The 19,943-nt window shown below is 61.7% G+C and carries 23 protein-coding genes; 12 read left to right on the forward strand and 11 right to left on the reverse strand.

What is annotated here, in order from left to right; all coding sequences use genetic code 11:
• Window positions 1-4: 4 nt before the first annotated feature.
• The 5 genes from EO136_RS04645 to acs all read right to left on the reverse strand — a co-directional run bounded on the left by EO136_RS04645 (window position 5) and on the right by acs (window position 5,237).
• Window positions 5-805, reverse strand: a complete 801-nt coding sequence (locus EO136_RS04645; RefSeq protein ID WP_127143300.1) for a UDP-2,3-diacylglucosamine diphosphatase — start codon at window positions 803-805, stop codon at window positions 5-7.
• A gap of 137 nt (window positions 806-942) precedes the next feature.
• Window positions 943-1,539 (reverse strand): LysE family translocator, encoded by a 597-nt coding sequence (locus EO136_RS04650; protein ID WP_127143301.1) that lies wholly within the window; start codon window positions 1,537-1,539, stop codon window positions 943-945.
• Window positions 1,540-1,632: 93 nt separating this feature from the next.
• Window positions 1,633-2,730, reverse strand: a complete 1,098-nt coding sequence (locus EO136_RS04655; RefSeq protein WP_127143302.1) for a glycoside hydrolase family 3 protein — start codon at window positions 2,728-2,730, stop codon at window positions 1,633-1,635.
• Between the two features lie 92 nt (window positions 2,731-2,822).
• The gene (locus EO136_RS04660; protein WP_127143303.1) at window positions 2,823-3,143 is read right to left on the reverse strand and encodes an EAL domain-containing protein; all 321 of its coding nucleotides are present in this window, start codon (window positions 3,141-3,143) and stop codon (window positions 2,823-2,825) included.
• A 147-nt stretch (window positions 3,144-3,290) separates the two neighbouring features.
• Window positions 3,291-5,237, reverse strand: coding sequence for an acetate--CoA ligase (gene acs, locus EO136_RS04665; RefSeq protein WP_127143304.1), 1,947 nt, complete (start codon window positions 5,235-5,237; stop codon window positions 3,291-3,293).
• Window positions 5,238-5,384: 147 nt separating this feature from the next.
• Here acs and EO136_RS04670 point away from each other — a divergent pair, with 147 nt between their 5' ends.
• Window positions 5,385-5,951, forward strand: a complete 567-nt coding sequence (locus tag EO136_RS04670) for an N-acetyltransferase (RefSeq protein WP_127143305.1) — start codon at window positions 5,385-5,387, stop codon at window positions 5,949-5,951.
• A 27-nt stretch (window positions 5,952-5,978) separates the two neighbouring features.
• On the opposite strand, the gene EO136_RS04675 is transcribed toward EO136_RS04670, so the two are convergent.
• Both EO136_RS04675 and EO136_RS04680 read right to left on the reverse strand, forming a co-directional pair.
• Entirely contained in the window at window positions 5,979-7,286 is a 1,308-nt protein-coding gene (locus EO136_RS04675) for a lipopolysaccharide biosynthesis protein (protein WP_127143306.1), read from the reverse strand.
• A 2-nt stretch (window positions 7,287-7,288) separates the two neighbouring features.
• A complete protein-coding gene (locus tag EO136_RS04680) occupies window positions 7,289-8,458 on the reverse strand; it encodes a lipid II:glycine glycyltransferase FemX (protein WP_127143307.1) in 1,170 nt (389 codons plus the stop codon).
• Between the two features lie 708 nt (window positions 8,459-9,166).
• On the opposite strand from EO136_RS04680, the gene EO136_RS04685 reads away from it, so the two are divergent.
• From EO136_RS04685 to EO136_RS04705, 5 genes are all read left to right on the forward strand, one after another.
• Window positions 9,167-10,162, forward strand: a complete 996-nt coding sequence (locus EO136_RS04685) for a sensor histidine kinase (RefSeq protein ID WP_127143308.1) — start codon at window positions 9,167-9,169, stop codon at window positions 10,160-10,162.
• Window positions 10,163-10,561 carry a response regulator gene (locus tag EO136_RS04690; protein WP_206513267.1) on the forward strand — a complete coding sequence of 133 codons (399 nt, stop codon included), beginning with the start codon at window positions 10,163-10,165 and terminating at the stop codon, window positions 10,559-10,561. It begins immediately after the preceding gene.
• A gap of 194 nt (window positions 10,562-10,755) precedes the next feature.
• Window positions 10,756-11,826, forward strand: a complete 1,071-nt coding sequence (locus EO136_RS04695; protein ID WP_127143309.1) for a sensor histidine kinase — start codon at window positions 10,756-10,758, stop codon at window positions 11,824-11,826.
• A gap of 45 nt (window positions 11,827-11,871) precedes the next feature.
• Window positions 11,872-12,246: a response regulator gene (locus tag EO136_RS04700; RefSeq protein WP_127143310.1), complete on the forward strand. Its 375-nt coding sequence runs from the start codon at window positions 11,872-11,874 to the stop codon at window positions 12,244-12,246.
• Window positions 12,247-12,532: 286 nt separating this feature from the next.
• Complete coding sequence (locus tag EO136_RS04705; RefSeq protein WP_127143311.1) at window positions 12,533-12,757, forward strand: hypothetical protein; 225 nt, start codon at window positions 12,533-12,535, stop codon at window positions 12,755-12,757.
• 83 nt (window positions 12,758-12,840) lie between these two features.
• On the opposite strand, the gene EO136_RS04710 is transcribed toward EO136_RS04705, so the two are convergent.
• Window positions 12,841-13,479 (reverse strand): PRC-barrel domain-containing protein, encoded by a 639-nt coding sequence (locus tag EO136_RS04710; RefSeq protein WP_164730440.1) that lies wholly within the window; start codon window positions 13,477-13,479, stop codon window positions 12,841-12,843.
• Window positions 13,480-13,683: 204 nt separating this feature from the next.
• Here EO136_RS04710 and EO136_RS04715 point away from each other — a divergent pair, with 204 nt between their 5' ends.
• From EO136_RS04715 to EO136_RS04730, 4 genes are all read left to right on the forward strand, one after another.
• Window positions 13,684-14,064 carry a hypothetical protein gene (locus EO136_RS04715; protein WP_127143313.1) on the forward strand — a complete coding sequence of 127 codons (381 nt, stop codon included), beginning with the start codon at window positions 13,684-13,686 and terminating at the stop codon, window positions 14,062-14,064.
• Window positions 14,065-14,149: 85 nt separating this feature from the next.
• Complete coding sequence (locus tag EO136_RS04720) at window positions 14,150-14,776, forward strand: hypothetical protein (protein ID WP_127143314.1); 627 nt, start codon at window positions 14,150-14,152, stop codon at window positions 14,774-14,776.
• A 191-nt stretch (window positions 14,777-14,967) separates the two neighbouring features.
• The gene (locus EO136_RS04725) at window positions 14,968-15,624 is read left to right on the forward strand and encodes a DUF1236 domain-containing protein (RefSeq protein WP_127143315.1); all 657 of its coding nucleotides are present in this window, start codon (window positions 14,968-14,970) and stop codon (window positions 15,622-15,624) included.
• A gap of 300 nt (window positions 15,625-15,924) precedes the next feature.
• A complete protein-coding gene (locus tag EO136_RS04730) occupies window positions 15,925-16,227 on the forward strand; it encodes a hypothetical protein (protein ID WP_127143316.1) in 303 nt (100 codons plus the stop codon).
• 114 nt (window positions 16,228-16,341) lie between these two features.
• Here EO136_RS04730 and EO136_RS04735 read toward each other — a convergent pair whose 3' ends face one another.
• From EO136_RS04735 to EO136_RS04745, 3 genes are all read right to left on the reverse strand, one after another.
• On the reverse strand, window positions 16,342-16,692 hold the full coding sequence (locus EO136_RS04735) for a DUF1515 family protein (protein WP_127143317.1): 351 nt from the start codon (window positions 16,690-16,692) through the stop codon (window positions 16,342-16,344).
• A gap of 190 nt (window positions 16,693-16,882) precedes the next feature.
• Entirely contained in the window at window positions 16,883-17,227 is a 345-nt protein-coding gene (locus EO136_RS04740; RefSeq protein ID WP_127143318.1) for a hypothetical protein, read from the reverse strand.
• Window positions 17,224-17,871, reverse strand: a complete 648-nt coding sequence (locus EO136_RS04745; protein ID WP_127143319.1) for a YcbK family protein — start codon at window positions 17,869-17,871, stop codon at window positions 17,224-17,226. Before EO136_RS04745 ends, EO136_RS04740 begins: the two co-directional genes overlap by 4 nt.
• A 307-nt stretch (window positions 17,872-18,178) precedes the next feature.
• Here EO136_RS04745 and EO136_RS04750 point away from each other — a divergent pair, with 307 nt between their 5' ends.
• Entirely contained in the window at window positions 18,179-18,520 is a 342-nt protein-coding gene (locus EO136_RS04750; protein WP_127143320.1) for a hypothetical protein, read from the forward strand.
• Window positions 18,521-18,565: 45 nt separating this feature from the next.
• Window positions 18,566-19,786, forward strand: coding sequence for an IS701 family transposase (locus EO136_RS04755; RefSeq protein WP_127142641.1), 1,221 nt, complete (start codon window positions 18,566-18,568; stop codon window positions 19,784-19,786).
• Window positions 19,787-19,943 lie beyond the last annotated feature (157 nt).

The raw sequence follows: 19,943 nt of genomic DNA on the forward strand, positions 1-19,943 counted from the left end.
GCGCCTATGCCGCGCGACGTGCCCTTCGGAACCGCCGCCGCTTGGGCGGTGCGCTCATGTCCTTCCAGCGGATCAGCTCGAAGGCTCCGTCATGGTCCTCGATGATCGCCGTGCAACTTTCCACCCAGTCGCCGGAATTGAGGTAGTGAATCCCGAACTTGTGGTGCATGGCGGCATTGTGGATGTGGCCGCAAATCACGCCGTCGACCTTGCTGGTGCGCGCCTCGAGCGCCAGGGCTTCCTCGAACCGGCCCATCACGCTCACCGCGTTCTTGACCTTCTGCTTGGCCCATGCCGACAATGACCAGTAGGAGAGGCCCATACGGCGGCGCACCCAGTTGACCAGTACATTGACCCTGAGGGCGAAATTGTAGGCCCAGTCGCCCACATGGGCCAACCATTTAGCGTTGGCCACGACCACGTCGAACTGATCGCCATGGATCACCAGATAGCGCTTTCCGTCGGCCGTTTCGTGGATTGCACGGTCAGCGATCTCCACACCTCCGAAATAGGCGCCGAGGTAATCGCGAAGGAATTCGTCGTGATTGCCGGCGAGATAGACGATCCGCGCCCCGCGCCGCGCCTTGTCGAACAGCGACTGCGCGAGCTCGTCATATTCCGGCAGCCAGTTCCATTCCTTTTGCAGCCTCCAGCCGTCGATCAGGTCGCCCACGATGTAGATCGTGTCCGCGTCGAAATGGCTGAGGAACTTGAGGAGTTCGTCGACCCGAATCGCCTGCATCCCGAGATGCACATCGGAAATGAAAAGCGCCCTCACATGGCGGACGCCCTCGGACTGTGTCATTGGCAATATGGCCCTGTCCTTGCGCAAGACGCCCGTAATCGGGGCGGGTCGGGCGCACTATAGGCCGGGCGCGTTCGGCTTGGCAAAGGCGCGCGCTGTTTTCCCCCCAGATCGCGGCGCCTATGCAACATGCGTTCCTAGCGCAGGAACAGGATCACCGAAGCAACCATTAGCCCGGCCAGCACCCAGCCGAGCAGGCGCTCGGACCCGGTGCGTCGTAGGAAGGCGACCACCGCCCGCCCCGACACCATCCAGAGCCCGGCCGAAAATGGACCCATGGCCGTGCAGAGCCCTGCCAGCAGCACCAGTTGAACCACGCGCTCTTGGCCCGGGGTGATGAATAAGGCGACAAAGCTCACGGCCATCGCCCAGGCTTTGGGATTGACCCATTGGAACAAAGCTGCCTCGTGGAGCCGCATGGGACGCTCCGAGCCGCGGGCCTCTCCGATGCGAATTCCGAGCATGGTCCAGGCCATCCACAGAAAATACGCCGCAGACACAACACGCAGCGCCAGGTTGATTTGCGGATAGCGGGTGAAGATTTCGCCCAATCCAAGTCCAACGACGAAGACCATGAGCGGAAATCCCAGCACGATGCCTATGGCGTGCGGCAGCGTCCGCCACAGCCCGAACTTGGCGCTCGAGGTCATGAGCATAAGATTGTTCGGTCCGGGCGAGAAAAATCCTGCCGACGCCGCAAACAGGAATGCAATGAGCAAAGACGAGTCGTTCATGACGCACCATTAAGGTCAATATTACTGACCTATATCGCGTTTCAGCGCTGGTGTGAAGCGTGCTCGGTGCGCGTCGTTTGCCCCTCCTCTATCTCACAGCCCTGCGGACAGACGCTGCTTGAGTTGGGCAATTCGGGCGTAGCTCGCCTCGATCCGGTCGGCGAACGCCGGATCGGCCGCCGCCTGATCGACCATGATCTGGTGGATCCGGGCGCCCAGATCTGGGTCGTACGCGGCAGTGTTGGAAAACAGCAGGATATCGTTTCCTGCCATGACAGCACGAACGACAGTTTGTTCGAGATCGAAATGATCGGTCACAGCGCTCATTTCCATGTCGTCGCTGATGACGACGCCGTCATACCCGAGCTCACCACGCAGGACACCTTCGATCCATTCCGGCGCCAGGCTGGCCGGCAGGGCCTCCTCGTCCGTTGGCACGTAGTCGGCATTGTAGATATGAGCGACCATGATCATGTCGGCCATGTCGTCGGCAATGATCGCGCGGTATGGCTCGAGCTCGACCGGGTTCCACTCGCGCGTTACATCGACGAACCCGTCATGGGTGTCCCCCGAGCTCGATCCATGACCGGGAAAGTGCTTGAGCGCCGTTATGACCCCTGCTCGCCTGTGCGAATTGACGAAGGCCTCGGCAAAGCGTCGGACCCGATCCGGATCATCGCTGAATGCACGCTGGAATCGACCGATAACAGGGTTGGCGGGATTGAGGTCCAGATCGACCACCGGGCCAAAATTGAGCGTGAAGCCGAGGCTCTGGAGCCCCGTCGCGAGCTCGGTGTAGCGACCACCTGCGGCCTCGACGCTGCCCCGTCCCACCGCCTCCGCAGAGGGCGTATCGACAAAGCCGGTGGCGCTCGTCAGCCGGCGCACCTGACCGCCCTCCTGATCCACCGCGATCAACGGCGGCATCCACGGGCTGGCCGCGAGCAACGCCCGGTTCATCGCCCGAACCGTATCCAGGCCAGAAACGTTCGTGCGCAGGTACATGACCCCGCCGATCCGGCCTTGAGCGATCTGTCGCCGAACGGCCCGAAACCCACTGTCGGACACATCATCGCCCGTAAATCCCACCATGATCATCTGGCCCGCCATGCGCTCGATGCTCTGGGCGTTGGCAGTCGTCGCAGATACGACGATCATGAGAACGGCGATGAGGCGGGCTATGAGGAACATGATATCTCCCTGTTGGACGAGCCTGGTTGCGCTCAGGCGCTGACCTTATCGCCACCGAATGGAGAGATAATGGGGCAAGTGCTCTTTGCGGACTACCCTTCCCTACGGGCAAGGCGACCAAGGCGCATCTCATCGACCTGCTCGATCAGCACATCGGCGGGGCCCGGGCCGCCGAAATGATAGCCCTGCCCCATCCCGCACCCCGCGAGCCCCAGCATCCAGGCCTGGTCTTCGGTCTCAATTCCTTCGGCGATGACGGTCTTGCCCAGCGATTCGGCCAGCATCAGCACGGCGCGCACGATTGCTGTCAACTGCCGGGATTCCGGCAGGCCCCGCACGGAGTTCTGGTCGATCTTTATCTTGTCGACGGGCAGACTTCCCCCGAACGCAATCAGATTCAGCGAACGCTTCACCGTGCCTCCCTAAACTTGGCGCACGGGCCGATCCGGCTCCATGCGATCGTCCCGGTCAGGCTGCGGCAAGGGAAGTTCTCAAATCCTTGATGCCGGACCGGGGCGACCGCCTTTTTCGTGTAGCCCGTTAACTATTGCCCTATGAAATCAACGGTTTTTCCGGTTCTCGATCAGATCGTCCACCACACCGGGATCGGCAAGAGTCGATGTGTCGCCAAGGGCACCATAATCGTTCTCGGCAACCTTGCGCAGAATCCTGCGCATGATCTTGCCCGAGCGGGTCTTGGGCAGGCCCGGGGCGAACTGGATGTGATCGGGACTGGCGATCGGCCCGATCTCCTTGCGGACCCAATTCCGCAGTTCGACTGCCAGCCCGTCGCTGGGCGTCTCGCCGGACATCAGCGTCACATAGCAGTAGATGCCCTGCCCCTTGACGTCATGGGGAAACCCGACGACGGCGGCTTCGGAGACCTTGGAATGCGCCACAAGAGCGCTTTCGATCTCGGCGGTGCCCAGACGATGACCGGAGACGTTGAGCACGTCGTCCACGCGCCCAGTGATCCAGTAGTAACCATCTTCATCTCGCCGGCAGCCGTCGCCGGTGAAGTAGTAGCCTTTGTACTGCTGGAAATAAGTGTCAACGAACCGCTGATGGTCGCCATAGACGCTGCGCATCTGACCCGGCCAGCTATCGGCAATGCAGAGCACACCTTCAGCCTTCAGGTCGTCGATAACCTGACCTTCGGGCGTCATCACCACAGGCTGAACGCCGAAGAACGGCTTGGTCGCAGAACCGGGCTTGGTGGGGATCGCACCGGGTAGCGGCGTGATCATGAACCCTCCAGTCTCGGTCTGCCACCAGGTATCGACAACAATGCAGCGCTCGCGGCCCACCTGCTTGTGATACCACTGCCAGGCCTCCGGATTGATCGGCTCACCGACCGAACCGAGAATGCGCAGGCTGGAAAGGTCGGCGCGCTCGACGAATGCGTTGCCCGCACCCATCAGGGCACGGATGGCCGTCGGAGCGGTATAGAAGATGTTGACCTTGTGCTTGTCGACGACATCCCAGAACCGGCCCGCATCGGGGTAGTTGGGGACGCCCTCGAACATCAGGGTCGTCGCGCCGTTGGCAAGGGGCCCGTAGACGATATAGCTGTGCCCGGTGACCCAGCCGACGTCGGCGGTGCACCAGTAGACCTCTCCATCGCGATAATCGAACGTGAGCTGATGGGTAAGAGCCGCGTAAACCAGATATCCGCCTGAGGTGTGCAGCACGCCCTTGGGCTTGCCCGTCGATCCGGACGTATAGAGGATGAAGAGCGGATCCTCGGCGTTCATCGGCTCGGGCTCGTGAACCGCGTCGACCCCTGCCGCAGCCTCGTGCCACCAGACGTCGCGACTGCCCTTCATGGGCACTTCGTTGCCCGTGTTGCGGACAACGAGCACCTTATCGACACCTGCGCAGTCCTTGAGGGCGGTGTCGACATTGGCTTTGAGCGCCACCGTCTTGCCGCCGCGGCGGCCCTCATCCGCGGTGATCACAACGCGGCTGTCACAGTCGTTGATCCGGCCCGCAAGGGCATCGGGCGAAAAGCCGCCGAACACCACCGAATGGACAGCGCCGATCCGGGCGCATGCCAGCATGGCATAGGCAGCTTCGGGGATCATCGGCATGTAAATGGTGACGCGTTCACCCTTTTTGACGCCTATGTCCTTGAGGACATTGGCAAAGCGGCAGACCTCGGCATGAAGCTGGGTATACGTGATATGCCGAGCCTCGGCCTCGGGGTCATCCGGCTCGAAGATGATGGCGGTCTGCTCGCCGCGCGATTCCAGGTGCCGATCTATGCAGTTCGCCGCAACGTTGAGCACTCCGTCCTCGAACCATTTGATCGAGACGTCAGGATAGGCGAAGGACGTGTTCTTGACCTTGGTGAAGGGCTTGATCCAGTCCAGCCTGCGCCCGTGTTCGCCCCAGAACGCCTCGGGATGTTCGATCGAGCGGGCGTACATGTCATCGTATTGGCGGGCGTTGACGAACGTCTTTTCCACAACCTCGTCCGACGGGGCGTAAATGGCCTCCGAACTCATGCTGGCTCCTCCAGACTCTATACGTTTCCCCACCTATTAACCCGCCCCCGCTTGCCCCTGCAAGGCCGGCCCTCCGCGCGACCGGCAGAATATCCTTAACCCTCGGAGGGTTATCGTCTTGGATCAAAGCATCCGGGGAGCTGGGCAATGGCGGAATTCAGTGCACGTGCAGCACGGCACGCCGACATCGGACTGATCCATCGCGAATTGATGGAATTGATCGATTCGATGCCTTACTACAGCGACAGGTTCAAGGCGCACGAAAAGGCGCGGCTGGACAAGACATTCCTGCGTACCCTGATCGAAATCGACCCCTGGCACGTCATGGTGCTGCTCAGCGATTCCGAGCCCGGCGGATTTCTGATCTCGGGGCCCGATTGCGGAACCATCTTCCAGTTCTGGTCCTGCGTCTTTCCGCGCCATCGGAAGACCTCGCTGGGCATGCACGGCATGCGGGCATTCATCGAGCACTGGGACAATTCGCGGTTTCACAAGGCCTCGACCTACGTCCGGCCGGACAACCGGATCGCGCTCGCCCTCCTGCGCCGATATGGCTACGAGCAGGTTGCACTGCTCGAGCAGCACATCTTCGGGGAGGACTATTGCGTGATGGAGCGCAAGTTCACCAAGGCGACCGAGGGCTATGATTCCGGCATGCAACTCCCCCTGGCGAGCCGGCTGCGGCTGCGGGCTCAGGCTCTCCTCGATCGCTAGCCGATCAGCAAGACATCCGGTTCGCCCTCAGGCTGCTGCGCGGGCCCGAAAGCGCGCGAGCAGAGATACGTCCACCTTGGCGCGGCGAAGCGCCGTGAACCAAAGGGCGAACGACCAGAGTGTGATGGCTGTGAATGCGGAGACCGCCGCCCCCATCAGACCGTGCTGGGGGACAAGCAGGTAGTTTCCGGCAACGAGCGCCAGGATTCCCAGTCCCACCGCCGGAAGGCTGGCTGCGGGTTGGTCATGCATGGACAGGACCAGCGAAGCCGGGCCAAACATGGCGCGCACGACCAGCGCGAGGCACAGGATGCTCAACGGTCCGCTGCCCGCAACGAACTCGTCCCCGAACAGCGCCAGGGCATAGCGGCCAAAGAGTGCAACACCAGCAAAAAGACCGAACGCCAGAAGCGTCGCGACGAGGTTCGCTTCCCCGACCCGCCTGCCGAATGCGGTCGTATCAGAAGCCCTGTCGGCCTCGAACATGTCGGGCAAGGTCAGCGAATAGACAGTCACGATCCCGAACGACACGAGCGCAAAGATGCGTGTGCTCACCCCGAAGACGGCCAGGTCGGTGCGATCAAGGAGGCCGGCAAGCATCAGCAGATTGAGATCGAAGAAATAGTCCGATGCCAGGGTGATGAACACCCAGGGAGCGGCGAACCGCCACCAGAGGCCAAACTCTGCAGGACGCCTGGGCTCGGCGCGAGGCACGGTGCGCACGAACTGCGCCATGACCCCCAAATGCACGATGCAGATCGCCGTCGTGCCGCCCGCGATCAGCCAAAGGAGCAGGCTGAGCTGCGCCCCGTCCGTCAGCAAGATGACAACGGCGAAGAGGCCAAGCATCACGATCGGCCGTACCAGCATATCGGCCCCATAGCCCAGAAAGGGCTGCTTCATGCCGATGAGGGTCGTCGAGTTGACATACAATACCGCCGAGGACAGCGCGATCAGGGCGGTGGGCGTCCACACGCTGCGCAGATGCGCGCCCGTCTCACCCATAGGGAACGTCCCGACCCAGCCGAGCGCCACGACCAGCGTGCCAACCACAAGGACGTGGCCATAGGACTGCACGAGAAAGCGGCGCAGCATATGCCCATCGCTGCGGGAGCTGTAGAGCGCGGTGAAATAGGCTCCGACCGTCTGGTAGCCCAGGGGTATGACGACCGCCAGAATGCTGGCGGCAGCGATGGCCAGAATGAAATCCCCGAGAACCGCGGCACCCCACAGTCGAGCGATCGCGATCTGCAGCACGAAGATCAGCCCTGCGCCCAGCAGGCGCGCGGCGAATATCAGAATCGATCGGGAGGCGAGGCGCCGGACCAGGGACATGACTAGGCTGCGTCCCTCCGCAGACCGCGCATGAGACGCTTACGGGCCGAAACCAGCCGGTTCTTGAAGTTGCGGAGCCCTTCATAGCCCCGGTAGGCGACCGAACCGAAAAGCCGTGCCCGCCAGGAGCTGGCGTAATTGGCAAAGGGAGGAGCCGGCACCACGAATCCGGCGGAACCGACCATGCCGCTCTTGAACTGATGAAGCCCGGAAAAGCCATCGGTGCCCCCCAGATCGTATAGCCTGGCCCGGGTGTTGTCCCTCAGCCACGCGATGATGTGCCAGTGCAGGAAATACCCTGCCCTGAGATCCAGAGCAGCGTCCGCAGTCGCACCATAGAGGTAGGTCGCCGTTCTACCCGCTGTAAAGATCACGGCCCCGGCGACGGTCTCGCCTCCGCGCGTCACAAAGAACATCTCCGGCCGCCCGGCGCAGCGCGGCAAGGCCAGCAGGTTGTCCAGCTCTGCGATCGCGGAATAGTCGGGAAATTGCTTGCGTTCGGACATGGCGCGATACAGCGCCATGAAGCGATCGAGCTGCGGCTGCTCGACATGTTCGAACTCCAGCTCCGTCTTGAAAGATTTGCGCAGATGATAGCGCCACTTCTGGGCGAATGCGGCGAGCCGGTCTTCGTCATTGAGGGTAACATCGACCACATAGCGGTCCGGATAGGGCACGCCCATGCCCTTTTGGAATCCGCGAGCCATCAATCTCCCGTAGCCCGTGTTCTCGGCCTGGGGCTCGAGCTTGGGCATGATCGACAGCATCATGCCGCGATGATCGGCATACTCGGAGACGAGCGCGGAGGTCATGGCCTCCACCAGAGCCTCGGCATCGGCGCGGTCGCCGTCGGCGAGCATTGGGCCCCATTTCACCAGAGCGAGCGTAGCCAGCCCCAGCGGCAGGACCTTCAGCAGCACAAGGGCTCCGCCGACGACGACCCCGTCCTTCTCAAAGAGGCGAGGCTCAATTCGCGAGCCACCCCAACGCGTGCTGGCATAGGCATATAGCTGTTCCTGGCAGACCCCGTCGAAATTCGCCACTGTCGCGTCCCAGGCGTCGTGCGCAACCGAAGTCATCTCGAGTTCGGCAGCGCCACTGGCGCCGCGTTCCATTGGCGCGTACGTGTCCTCGACCTCGATCCGCGATGTGGTTTGCGAAGTCACACTCATCACTCTTCCTCTCCCCCGCAGCTCGGCCCCCTGAGCACCGACAAGACGCGGTGCCCGGGACGCTTTGGCCAGACTAGGACGTGGAGGTGAAGAGTAAGTCTACCCCGCGCGATGACAGCATGGAGTTGGCATACTGGTTAACAACCCATGCAGCGGGCGGCAGACAGACCATACGATACGTACCGGACAAAGCGCTATAGCGCCCTGTCCGTAACGGGCATGTTCGTAATGTTTTCAGGAGAAGATGGTGGGTGTACAAGGGCTCGAACCTTGGACCCGCTGATTAAGAGGCTGATGGTCGATCCCGGAGAGGGCCGGAATTTCTGGGGTCTCGGATTCCCCATTTTACATTGCCGGGTCTGACGGGGTCAGGAAATCCGGTACTCTCCAGCAAGGGATGTAAAATGATTCTGCCGCCAGATTCCAAGCCGCCCCGTCGATTCTCTGCTGCCGGAGTGAGACGCACTGATGAGCTGGTCCACCTGCAGATGGGCCTACGAACGACTTAATGCCGGGAGACGACGGTCGTGTCCAAATCCGCCCGCTCGGACAACTTTTCCCGAACAGTTCGGGAGTTTGCGGCCGTCCCTGCAAAGCGCCGCTGCGGAACGAAACGGAAATTCGCGAACACCAGATTCCGACTTTCGTTCGTGGCGGCAGCAACCCTTCTAGAGGTTTGAGCGTTGGGACGGTGCTGAGGGGAACTAAATGACACTAGACGAACTCTATCGAATGCTTCGGAGCAGCCATGTCCAGTCCCAGGGCATTGTTGACACCTTGCGCGAGCCGTTGCTGGTCCTCGACAGGAACCTTGATGTCATAAATGCCAATCCGGCCTTCTTTAGGACGTTCAAGGCCAACCGGGATGAAATGATCGGGCATAACCTGTTCGATCTCGGCAATGGCCAATGGGACATTGGCGAGTTGCGGGGACTTCTGGCCGACGTATTGCCGAAGGCCATGGCTCTGGTAGGCTATGAGGTAACCCAAGAGTTTCCTGAGATCGGCCGGCGTACCATGCTCGTCACCGCCCGCCGGCTTCAGCACCCCGACGAAAACAGCTCCCAGATCCTGGTCGTCTTCGAGGATACAACCGAGCGCAAAAGAACAGATTCCGACAAGGACATCCTGCTTGCCGAGACCCGGCATCGGATGAAGAATCTCCTGTCGATCATGAGAGCGGTCGCTTCGCAGACCGGAACCGACGGACGGTCTGCTAAGGAATACCGGGACATCGTGTTGGGTAGGTTCGAAGCCGTGACCAATGCCCAGATGCTCATCTCCTCCAACGGATCGGAGGCCGAGCTGTCCGAACTGCTCGCGCAGATGCTGGCCCTGGCCACTGGAGCTCGTATCAAGGTGGCGCCCAGCCCTCCGGTCGTGCTGGCCCAGCATCAGGTGCTGCCGGTTTCCTTGATCCTGCACGAGCTGGCGACCAATGCGTTCAAGTATGGAGCGCTCTCCAACTCGAGTGGTGTCGTTCACGTCAGTTGGACCACCGGGGAACACAACAGTTCGGAGTGCCTTGTTCTCAGCTGGCGCGAAGAGGGCGGCCCCCCGGTTGTGCCCCCCGCGCGCAAGGGATTTGGGACGGATTTAATACGTCACGGAGCAACATCTGAGGGCGGCGAAGTCGAGCTCGATTATGATGCGGCAGGCCTCTGCGCCCGGATCACTCTGCCCATCGGCGGAAAAGGAGGATAGGTGAGACCAGCGCCCCCCAACCCGAAGGCGTTCACCATTCTCGTGGTCGAAGACGAGTTTCTGATCGGCCTGGAACTGGTTGATGTGCTGGAAGGTGCTGGATATGCGGTTCTGGGGCCAGCCCCAACCGTGAACGCCGCCCTGACCTTGATGGAACAGACCGCCTTCGATGCCTGTATTCTCGACGTCAGTCTGCGCGAGGGAGACAGCGGACCGGTGGCAGAAGCCCTGAAAGCGAAAGGTGTCCCGTTCGTCTTATCGAGTGCCTACGAGCGCGCGACGCTGGACAAGGTCCCCGCGTTCAGAGACGTTCCCAATATCGGCAAGCCGAACCCACCCCATGAGGTGCTGGCCGCGCTCGCAGCTATGACCGAAGATAGGGGCGTAGGCGGCCATTAAACGAGCTGAAACAGGATGCTCCTTGGGCCCTGCCGCCGCGCCGGGGCGGCGCCGTCAAATATTCAGAATATTGATGACGGGTAGGCAGCGCAAACGTGATAGTGTGTGTTCGTAAAACCCATCATGCGATGATCGGATTTGCAGCCGAGCGATGACTTGCTTCGCGAGTCTCCGGCCCCCAAGGGGCCCTTTTCATGCCGAACAGCCCTACTGACCATTTCGAGGCAGCGAGCACGCTTGCCGTGGTCGTTTCATCCCACGAGCCGCTGCTTTTTCTCTCCCAGGACCTCAAGGTTCTCGCTGCGAGCGCCTCGTTTTGCCGAACCTTCGGCATCGAACCCTCCACCGTCTCTCATAAACGCCTCAGCGATCTGGGAAAGGGTGAGTGGGCCATGCCCAAGCTTGCCTCGCTGTTGAAGGCGACCGCATCTGGAAACGCCCGGATCGAATCCTATGAGATAGACCTCATACGACTGGATCAGGAGCCACGCCAGCTCGTGGTCAACGCGTGCAAGCTCGATGATGGCGACGAACAACGTACGCGGCTATTGCTGGCGATAACCGATGTGACCGAGGGCCGCGCGGAAGCCCGGTTGAAGGACGCACTTATTCGCGACAGGGCAATGCTGCTGCAGGAAGTCCAGCACCGGGTTGCCAACAGTCTCCAGATCATTGCGAGCGTGCTCATGCAAAGTGCGCGGCGCGTGCAAACCGAAGAAGCGCGCGGCCATCTGCACAATGCGCACCACCGCGTCATGTCGATCGCGTCGCTGCAGCGGCAACTATCGGCGTCCCATGACGGGGACGTTGAACTGCGTGCCTATCTGATCCAGCTTTGCCAGAGCCTCGGTGCATCCATGATTTCCGACCCTTCCAGGCTCTCGATCGAGGTCAATGTCGATGAGAGCGTTGTCGGAGCAGACGTGTCGGTGAGTCTGGGACTGATCGTGACGGAGCTGGTGATAAATGCTCTCAAACATGGGTTCCCTGACGAGCGCGAAGGCATGATCCATGTCCAATACGGCTCTGGCGAGAACAACTGGAAGCTTTCGGTCATCGACGATGGCATTGGCATGCCCGCAGGCGACAACGCACCAAAGGCGGGCCTGGGAAGCGGCATCGTCGAGGCACTGGCCAGAAATCTGAACGGTGCCATTCAAGTCAGCGATGCAGGGCCAGGCACCAACGTGACCATCAGCCATCGGAACACCTCTGGTGCAGCGCCCAACTTTCTCGGCGCCGATAGCAACGCCACTATCTCATGAGCGCTGTTCCGATGCGCGCCCGTCGACCATTGCCCGACGTGACCGATGCATAACGGTAAAGCCGTCGTGCTGGTTGTCGAAGACAGCCCGATCATTCGCATGGGAGCGATCGATCTGGTGGTATCTGCCGGCTACGAAGCTCTGGAAGCGCAGGACGCGGACGAAGCAATTCGAATCTTGGAATTGCGAGATGATGTCGATCTCGTTTTCACCGACGTGGATATGCCAGGCACAATGGACGGCATTCGACTCGCTCACTATATTCGGGATCGTTGGCCACCCGTGAGGCTGCTTGTCGCGTCAGGAGCGGCAATCATAGAGGAGAGCAGCCTGCCGCTGGGGAGCAAATTCTTCTCCAAGCCCTACCACGACCACGCAATAACCGATGCGATGGCACGGATGCTTGCAGGCAATCCCTAGAGCGTTCGCATGGCTAGGGCTAACCGGCAGGCCCCTCAAACGGGCAGCGTTCGTCCCAATTTCCAGCCCCGTAAGCCGCTGGCCGCGCTCAGTCCCTGATCGACCAAACAGCTGACTTGAACAGACCGGACGCCCAGGCTCACCCCATCATCTCGGTCATCGTCCCGGCACAATGGTCTGGTACCCATATGCTGTCGTTGCAGCGCTAAGCGGCACGTGACGATTGAGAGACATAGAGCCCTGGCTCAAGAGGTTCATGCTCCCGCCGTTTTTGGAAGGAACGATCATGACCGAACCCCTTGAGGATCGGGCAGTGAAATGCCCGTTCTGCAATACCATCAATACCTTGATCGGCAGCTATGTTTCCCCGCATGCCGAAGTCGCCTGCTCGCATTGCCGGATGCCTCTGGGACACCATGGTGACGTGTTCGCGAAAACCCCGTGCAGCGCAGAGCGCAGTGCGCTCGTCTTCGCCGACGATCCTGGCCTGGCCTCAGGCGCGTCGAGATAAACTGGCCTGCGCCGACGCAAAAAAGGCCCGGGCATAAAGCTCGGGCCAGTGCGATTTCAGGATATTGCGATTGCTGTCGGAGCCTACTGTGCGGGCGGTTGCGCCGTCAGACGCTGGTCCTGCCGCTGGTCGACATAGGTCTCTTCGTCGTACTCGGGCTGGGCCTCGAGTTCGTCCTGCGTGAACGGCGTAAAGACGTACCAAGTCTGGTTGGCATCGGTCATGAATTGAAGGTTGTCTAGTCCGATGGCCATCTGATGGGCTCCAAGACCGAGAAATCCGCCGACGTCGACAATCAGTGCGTCGACCTCGCCGTCTTCGGTGAGAATGACGTCGGTCACGTTGCCGATGTTTTCGTCATTGGCACCATAGACGTCAGAGCCGATCACGGTGTCGGTCGAGAGCTGCTCGGGCTCCTGCGGCTGAAGATCCTGCTGCCACCCAATGTCTGTCCGGGTTTGTCCGGCCATGCCGCCAACGCCCTGGCCCGCCATTTCATCAGTCTGGCCGAACTGGAAGTTGAGCGTGAATGCACCCGACTGATCGGGCTGGATAACGATCGTATCGCCGCTGTTGACCTGAACCTGCTGACCGGCGCCTGTCTGTTGTGCCTCGGACTGAAGCCGGGCATCGTCTTGCTGGACGGGCTGGGCATCTTGCGCGAAGACAGCCGAGGTGCTCAGCGCGGCCAGGGCGGTCGTTGCCAGTAATGTGCGAAGCATGTGGCACTCCTTTGAATTTGGAAGGGTGGGCTTTCCATTGCCCATCATGATGCCAAGCCTGCGGCGGCCGATGTGGTTCAGAATATTTCGCGAGCGTTGCATAGGTTAGTCCAGGCTGGGGCAAGCGACCGATCTGGAGGCGCACGCGGTCGTCCGCGGCCTTTTGGTTCCGGCTTTGGCCCTCCGGATGACTCACGCCGACGCATGACAGCCAACGACACAACCTATGCGATGCCCGCGCCCCGACCTCGTCGCAAGGAAGGGACCGATGCAACGATGCCCTTCTCCCCGCATTGGCGTCGTATCAAGGCGGGTGACAGGTTGCCCGATCAGATCTCACATTCTGGCATCGAGCCCATGGTTGACGGCCCTACCTTTCCACCAGACGCGAATCCATCGGCATCCGCGTGTCGCAAGGCCATCGAGGCCAACTTCAACGCACTGGTGGCCGATGCCGTCCATGTCGGTTTGCCGTCCCTCCTCATCGCGCGCAGCTTGACCAGCCTCGCCAAAGAGCTCGAGCGAGAGATCGAGGAGTACGAAGCACTCGCGGACATGCCGACCGATCGACCGCCAACCAGATAGAATTCAATCTCCACCCTCTTCATCGCCTCGGCCCTTCGGGCCGCACGAAGGCGCCAGAACCCCAGTTCACAAGGCCAGGCCCGTCATGCTCCAGTGGATAGCCGACAACAGCGACACCATCAACACGATCTCCAATGTCGCAATGCTATTGGTATGGGTGGCGTATCTGCAGGTCTTTTTGCAGGGCTATCGGCGGCAGGTGCGGCCCAAGATCGTGATCAATCGCGCGGCCGGGTCGGGTCTGGATGCGTCCTGCTTTGTCAGCAACATGAGCTCTGAATCGATCTACCTCGAGATCGTGATTGTCACCCTCAGATGTGGAGAGTTCAACGCGAGCCATACGGTCACCGACGTTGATTCGCTCGATGGGGAGGAAAGGCCCAATGATCCGCGCAAGAGAACGCTGCAGGGCCCCCTGCGCCCCGGCGACTATACCTCCATCGGGTCATTCGATAGCCTCATCGCAACGGTGCTGCGCCGAAAAGGCGAAGCCGTGGATCGGCTCAAGAACAGCGAGGATCCCATCCATGTTGAGGTGATGGTTGCAGCCGACTACTCCTCGGATGATCTGCTCGTGGGGGCGAGAAGGGCTTTTGCGGCTGATTGGGAAGCTCGGGGATGGCATCTTACGCCCCGATCGGCTGAAACCGAGCAGATCCGATCGCGGCGGGAGCGCCACAAGATCAAACAGGCCATTGCTGGGCAGGGTTGAGCGGCATTGCCAATTGAACCACTTGCAGCCCCGCAGACAGGAAGGACGCGCGGCCGTTGCGCGGTGACGGCCACCGGACTGAGAATGCACATTTTTCTCTACCCCACTGCCTGAACCAAGCGGAACTACAAACTCCAGTCACCGTTTCCATGCGTCGAGGGGCAAAACCTCTGCCACGAAAAGGGAACAAGATGAAATCCGCTTTTGCCAAGACAGTATTGGCCGCAACTGCCGGCCTGCTGATGACGGGAACCGCTTTCGCACAGACGGCGACAGCCACCGCAACCACCGAGCTCAATATCCGTTCTGGTCCCGGCCCGCAGTATGAAGCCATCGGCGTGATCGACGGCGGTGCCCAGGCCTCCGTTGCGGGGTGCCTCGAGGAAGGCATGTGGTGCCAGGTGGACTACAACGGGACCACGGGCTGGGCCTATTCGGACTATCTGATCGTCGAATCCTCGGGGGAGACTTTCGTTCTCACCGAACGCGCGCCCGAACTGGTGGGCGTGGTCGAGCCGGACACCACGGGTGACTCCGCAGTGACCGGAGCTGCGGGCGGTGCAATCGCCGGCGCGCTTATCGCCGGTCCGATAGGTGCGGCGGTAGGCACCGCGATAGGTGCCACAACCGGCGTCGTCATCGATCCGCCCGAGTCCGCCCGCACCTATGTGACGTCCAACCCGATGGACCCGGTATACCTTGAAGGCGAGGTCGTCGTGGGCGCTCAGGTGCCCGATACGGTCACGGTCGAATCTATTCCCGACTACGATTATGATTACGTCTACGTTAACGGTCAGCCGGTCCTGATCGAGCGGGAGAGCCGGCAGATCGTCTACGTCTTCCGGTAGGAAAAAGACGAGCACCGAAATGAAGGGCGGCCCGCGGGTCGCCCTTTTCTTGAGTTAACACGGATGGGTCATATCAGAGCCATGGCGGCCGGTCTCCACTTGGCCCTCACCCATCGGTGTGTTTCAGCACGGTGAACCGGCTCTGTCGGCCACCCCACCAGAGCAAAAGAACCTGCGCGCGCGACTTCTTCGCGGAATGTTTTACCCGCCCTTAAACCCGCCCGTGCCAGCACGGACTTAGGGGACGCAACGGTGTCCCTCTGCCAAGGCGAGGCATCCTCGCCACGGATGGAGGACGAGATGAAATACCTTATAGCGGCAGCGACCGCACTCAGCCTGACCGTAGCGGCCGGAGCCGTCGAGATCACCGTGCCCATGGGTTACAACCCCAATGGCGTTGATCCGACGACGATGGAATGCACGGTGCCGGGCAAGGTCACGACGACCTACACCGATCGCAACGGGAACACCTACGTCTCGTGCACGTCGGCGCCCAACCCCCGCAAGTTTATCGACAGCGAGCTCGGCCGGGGTGGAAGTTCGCCAGAACCATGCGATATCAAGCAAGACGAAAAGTGCCTGATCGAAGACAACTATCGTTGATTTCTGCTCGCCGAGCCGCTCCAAAGCGGCTCGGCCCTCACAGGGCTGCGGCCAGGTAAAGGATCACCGCGATCGCCAGCCCGCCCATCAGCACTGTGGCGGTGTCAATCCATCTCATTGGCCGCCCAGGGTGCGGATCGCCCATGCGGCGACCCACCCCAGCCCCTGGACCACCAGCCCGCCCACCAGCAGCCAGACAAAGCCGATGATCATCAGCATGCCCACGCCGCGCTGCTTGAGCCGCCCGAATTCGTCGACCAGCGGACGCATCTTGCCCACGGTCTCCTCGACGGTGTGCATGCGGCTGTCGAGCTCGTGGGTGTTGCGCTCAACGCTCCCCACCCGGTCATAAAGCCGTGCGCGGCTGGCATCGGACTTCTCTCCCTGGGATTTGACCGTCTCGATCAGCGCGTCGAGCTTGCCTTCCAGCCGGCCGATCGCGCGGTCGTTGTTCGCCTCGGTCATCGCTTATCGCCCCCCGAGCTCGGCGCGCAGCTGCGCGTGATAGTCCGCGACCGCCGCAAGCTGCCCCGAACACCGCACCAGCGCGGCGCGATCCCGGGCCCAGAGCTGCTCGACCTGGGCCCGGGTGAGTGGGCCGGCCAGGGTCTGAGCCGGATCGCAGCGCGTCAGATCTTCCGGCAGCGCTTGGAGCTCAATCGGCGCCCTGGCCGATGGACTGCAGGCGGCGAGCGCCGACAGCATCAAGGCACAGGTCAGTAGCGCCAGGGCCGGCCGCGGCCGCCCGGTCGAGTTCGGAAAGCGCATGGTCGAGCTCCGTTGATTTCTCGGTGAGGGATTTGGCGAGCCGCTCGAGCCGGCGGTTCGCGTTCTCGATGGCCTGCCGGTTGGCGCGCTCGATCTCGGCCTGCTGCGCCTCGCAGCGCGCCATGGCCCGCTCATAGCCGCGACGCTCGACCGCCAGATAGAGCGTTCCGAGGACCGCGAGCGCCAGCGCGGCCGCCCCGATCCGCAGGGGCCAGGGGCCGAGCCCGATCATGACCGGCGCCCCAGCTGGCGGACCGCGATCAGAACGGTCAGCCCGAAGATGACGAGCGCGAAGGCAATGCGGACATAGTCCCCCGAGCCGAACGCATCCTCCTGCCCCTCCAGCGCCTCGAGCGCGACGGGCGCGACGGTGACGATTGCCCCTGTCCCGCCGACCAGCCCGGTGTCCCGCGCCGCCTTGGCGCGCTCGAGCGGCCTGGGCGCCTCCTCGCCGAACCGGTTGTCCGGCCGCGGCTTGAACCACCCGCCCTCGTTCCAGCGGCGCACGGGCCCCAGGTCGATATGCATGAAGTTGGAATTGGGATAGTGCCCGATGCCGAGAAAGCCGAGCGCATTGGCCTCTTTCTCGAACTGGACGGGATCGTGGTTGGCCATGGAGATGTCATAGGCATGGCCCTCCGGGTGTTTCGACCGGGGGGCTCCGCCGACCTTGCGGTTGTGCTCGGGGCTCCGATAGGCCGAGTTGACGATCATCGGCTTGCCGATCTTCTCGCGCAGCGCCTGGAGGCGGTCCAGCGCCTCCTCATGGACGAGGATCGCCCCGGTGCCCCGGCAGGCGATCTCCTCGGGCGAAAAGCTGGGCCAGCGCCAGGTCCCCTCGGGGATCTCGCGCCAATGGGAATAGAGCCGCTGCATGGCGGACCTCCTCGGTTCTGGAATCGCGGATACAAAAAAGCCGCCCGGGCGGGCGGCTTTTGACCTAGGATAGGGCGTGGATACGATCGGACGGGAAGCGGGTTACACGAGGACGGTGGGCCCGCCCTGCTCGCCGTTCGGCCATCGGTCGGCCGCAGCCCTGAGCCGTTCGGTGGTCTACTCTGACGCAACGCCAGAGTTTCTCCCTAGGCTGTCCGCCCTTTGCCGTGGCTTCCCTCGGGCGGGCAGCCGCTTGACCGTTAAGGATTTCGTAATCATGATGCACCCTCAAGTTTGGGGGAACATCATGAACACCAAGATCGCCTTTGCGGGGCTCGCCGCTGTTGTGCTTTTGGCTGGCTGCGCCAAGCGGCCGGAATCCATCGCGCCGTCCTATGTGTCACATTTGACCTATATGGACCTCAGCTGCAGCCAGTTGCTCGAGGAGCGCGCCCGCGTGGACGCTGCATATACTCAGGCAGCGCAGGCACAGAACGATGCCGCATCGGGCGACGCGGTCGGCGTATTCTTCCTCGGCATGCCCACCTCAACGCTCTCGGGCGGCAACATCGCGCCCCAGGTCGCCAACCTCAAAGGCCAGCAGGAAGCCTTGCACCAGGCATCGATCCGCAAGAACTGCTCGGCCTAGCATTACAGTTGCATTTTCGGTTGACATCTGAATCCATGAGTTTCCATGATTCGGAGGTCATGGATGACAGGTGCATCGGTCGAGACAACGCTTGAACTTTGGGCGTCTTCGTTACGGGAAGTGAAGGCACGGCTGCGCCCGTTGTTCACCCAGGAGCGTGTGGCAGCTTCAGCGGGGCAGTTTTTGGATGGCCTGCTGGGGGACGAAAGACGCAAGACGGGCTGGATGCGCGCGGAAGCGGTAGGCGATCCTGGTCCATGGCGGCAACAGGCAATTCTGGGCCGGGGGCGCTGGGATGCGGATCGGTTGCGTGACATCGTACGCGATTACACGCTCGAAACGCTTGCGGATCCTGATGCCGTCCTCGTGCTTGATGAGACCGGCTTTCTCAAGCAGGGCAAAGCGTCCTGCGGGGTCGGTCGGCAATATACAGGTTCGGCAGGCAAGATCACCAATTGCCAGATCGGCGTGTTCGCCTCTTACGTCTCCCGGCACGGCCATGCCTTCATCGACCGGGCGCTCTATCTGCCGAAAGTCTGGACGGATGACCGGGATCGTCTGGCGGCAGCGCATGTGCCCGAACACGTCCGCTTTGCCACCAAACCCGCCTTGGCGCTCACCATGATCGAGCACGCCATCGCTGGCAATGTGCCGTTCTCCTGGGTGGCGGCCGACAGCGTCTATGGCGTGGGTGACATCGAAATGGCCCTCAAACGAGCAGGCAAGGGCTATGTGCTGGGCGTGAACGCCACCCATTCCTTCCGCTCATGGGACAAGTCGCTGGCCGTGGCTGGAACGGCAAAGGATATCGCCGAAGCCTTGCCGGAGGAGGCCTGGAGACGGCTGTCGGCAGGCGAGGGAAGCAAAGGCGCGAGACTGCATGATTGGGCCTATCTCGAACTCGCCGATCTTGACGCCGATGATTTCGACGCGGACTTTGCCGGCACCTGGACCCGCGGGCTGATGATCCGCCGCAACATCGCCGATGGTGACCTCGCTTTTTTCTCCACCTGGTGTCCGGCTGGGACGACCCTGGAGAAATTGGTCACCGTGGAGGGGCACCGTTGGGCGATAGAAGACAGTTTCGAAACCGCCAAGAACGAGTTTGGCCTCGACCACAATGAGACCCGATCCTGGCATGGCTGGCATCGCCATGTATCGCTCGTCATGCTCGCCTTCGCGATGGTGGCGGTTATCCGCCATCGCGCCAACGCCGTGCCGCCCCCAAAAACGATGCGGCCCGCAAGGCGCAAGATCGACAGTTGATCCGATGGTCGATTCAGGAAATCCGGCGCATCGCTACCCGCCTTGCTCGCGCGCACATTGATCCATCATCCATTATCGCATGGTCGCTCTGGCGACGAGCACATCAGGCCGCCGCTCAACGCGCACAACTCAAATCGAAAATGCAACTGTAATGCTA

The sequence above is a fragment of the Pelagibacterium montanilacus genome, assembly GCF_003992665.1.
In the GTDB taxonomy this organism is placed as follows: Bacteria; Pseudomonadota; Alphaproteobacteria; order Rhizobiales; family Devosiaceae; genus Pelagibacterium; species Pelagibacterium montanilacus.

Bases quoted from the DNA above. Each gene is read 5' to 3' on its own strand.
- EO136_RS04725 (WP_127143315.1), top strand. From the start codon at position 14,968: ATGAAATCCGCTTTTGCCAAGACAGTATTGGCCGCAACTGCCGGCCTG.
- EO136_RS04705 (WP_127143311.1), top strand. From the start codon at position 12,533: ATGACCGAACCCCTTGAGGATCGGGCAGTGAAATGCCCGTTCTGCAAT.
- EO136_RS04715 (WP_127143313.1), top strand. From the start codon at position 13,684: ATGACAGCCAACGACACAACCTATGCGATGCCCGCGCCCCGACCTCGT.
- EO136_RS04650 (WP_127143301.1), bottom strand. From the start codon at position 1,539: ATGAACGACTCGTCTTTGCTCATTGCATTCCTGTTTGCGGCGTCGGCA.
- EO136_RS04695 (WP_127143309.1), top strand. From the start codon at position 10,756: ATGCCGAACAGCCCTACTGACCATTTCGAGGCAGCGAGCACGCTTGCC.
- EO136_RS04645 (WP_127143300.1), bottom strand. From the start codon at position 805: ATGACACAGTCCGAGGGCGTCCGCCATGTGAGGGCGCTTTTCATTTCC.
- EO136_RS04675 (WP_127143306.1), bottom strand. From the start codon at position 7,286: ATGTCCCTGGTCCGGCGCCTCGCCTCCCGATCGATTCTGATATTCGCC.
- EO136_RS04750 (WP_127143320.1), top strand. From the start codon at position 18,179: ATGAACACCAAGATCGCCTTTGCGGGGCTCGCCGCTGTTGTGCTTTTG.
- EO136_RS04655 (WP_127143302.1), bottom strand. From the start codon at position 2,730: ATGTTCCTCATAGCCCGCCTCATCGCCGTTCTCATGATCGTCGTATCT.
- EO136_RS04730 (WP_127143316.1), top strand. From the start codon at position 15,925: ATGAAATACCTTATAGCGGCAGCGACCGCACTCAGCCTGACCGTAGCG.
- EO136_RS04670 (WP_127143305.1), top strand. From the start codon at position 5,385: ATGGCGGAATTCAGTGCACGTGCAGCACGGCACGCCGACATCGGACTG.
- EO136_RS04740 (WP_127143318.1), bottom strand. From the start codon at position 17,227: ATGATCGGGCTCGGCCCCTGGCCCCTGCGGATCGGGGCGGCCGCGCTG.
- EO136_RS04710 (WP_164730440.1), bottom strand. From the start codon at position 13,479: ATGCTTCGCACATTACTGGCAACGACCGCCCTGGCCGCGCTGAGCACC.
- EO136_RS04735 (WP_127143317.1), bottom strand. From the start codon at position 16,692: ATGACCGAGGCGAACAACGACCGCGCGATCGGCCGGCTGGAAGGCAAG.
- EO136_RS04680 (WP_127143307.1), bottom strand. From the start codon at position 8,458: ATGAGTGTGACTTCGCAAACCACATCGCGGATCGAGGTCGAGGACACG.
- EO136_RS04685 (WP_127143308.1), top strand. From the start codon at position 9,167: ATGACACTAGACGAACTCTATCGAATGCTTCGGAGCAGCCATGTCCAG.
- acs (WP_127143304.1), bottom strand. From the start codon at position 5,237: ATGAGTTCGGAGGCCATTTACGCCCCGTCGGACGAGGTTGTGGAAAAG.
- EO136_RS04720 (WP_127143314.1), top strand. From the start codon at position 14,150: ATGCTCCAGTGGATAGCCGACAACAGCGACACCATCAACACGATCTCC.
- EO136_RS04700 (WP_127143310.1), top strand. From the start codon at position 11,872: ATGCATAACGGTAAAGCCGTCGTGCTGGTTGTCGAAGACAGCCCGATC.
- EO136_RS04745 (WP_127143319.1), bottom strand. From the start codon at position 17,871: ATGCAGCGGCTCTATTCCCATTGGCGCGAGATCCCCGAGGGGACCTGG.
- EO136_RS04755 (WP_127142641.1), top strand. From the start codon at position 18,566: ATGATTCGGAGGTCATGGATGACAGGTGCATCGGTCGAGACAACGCTT.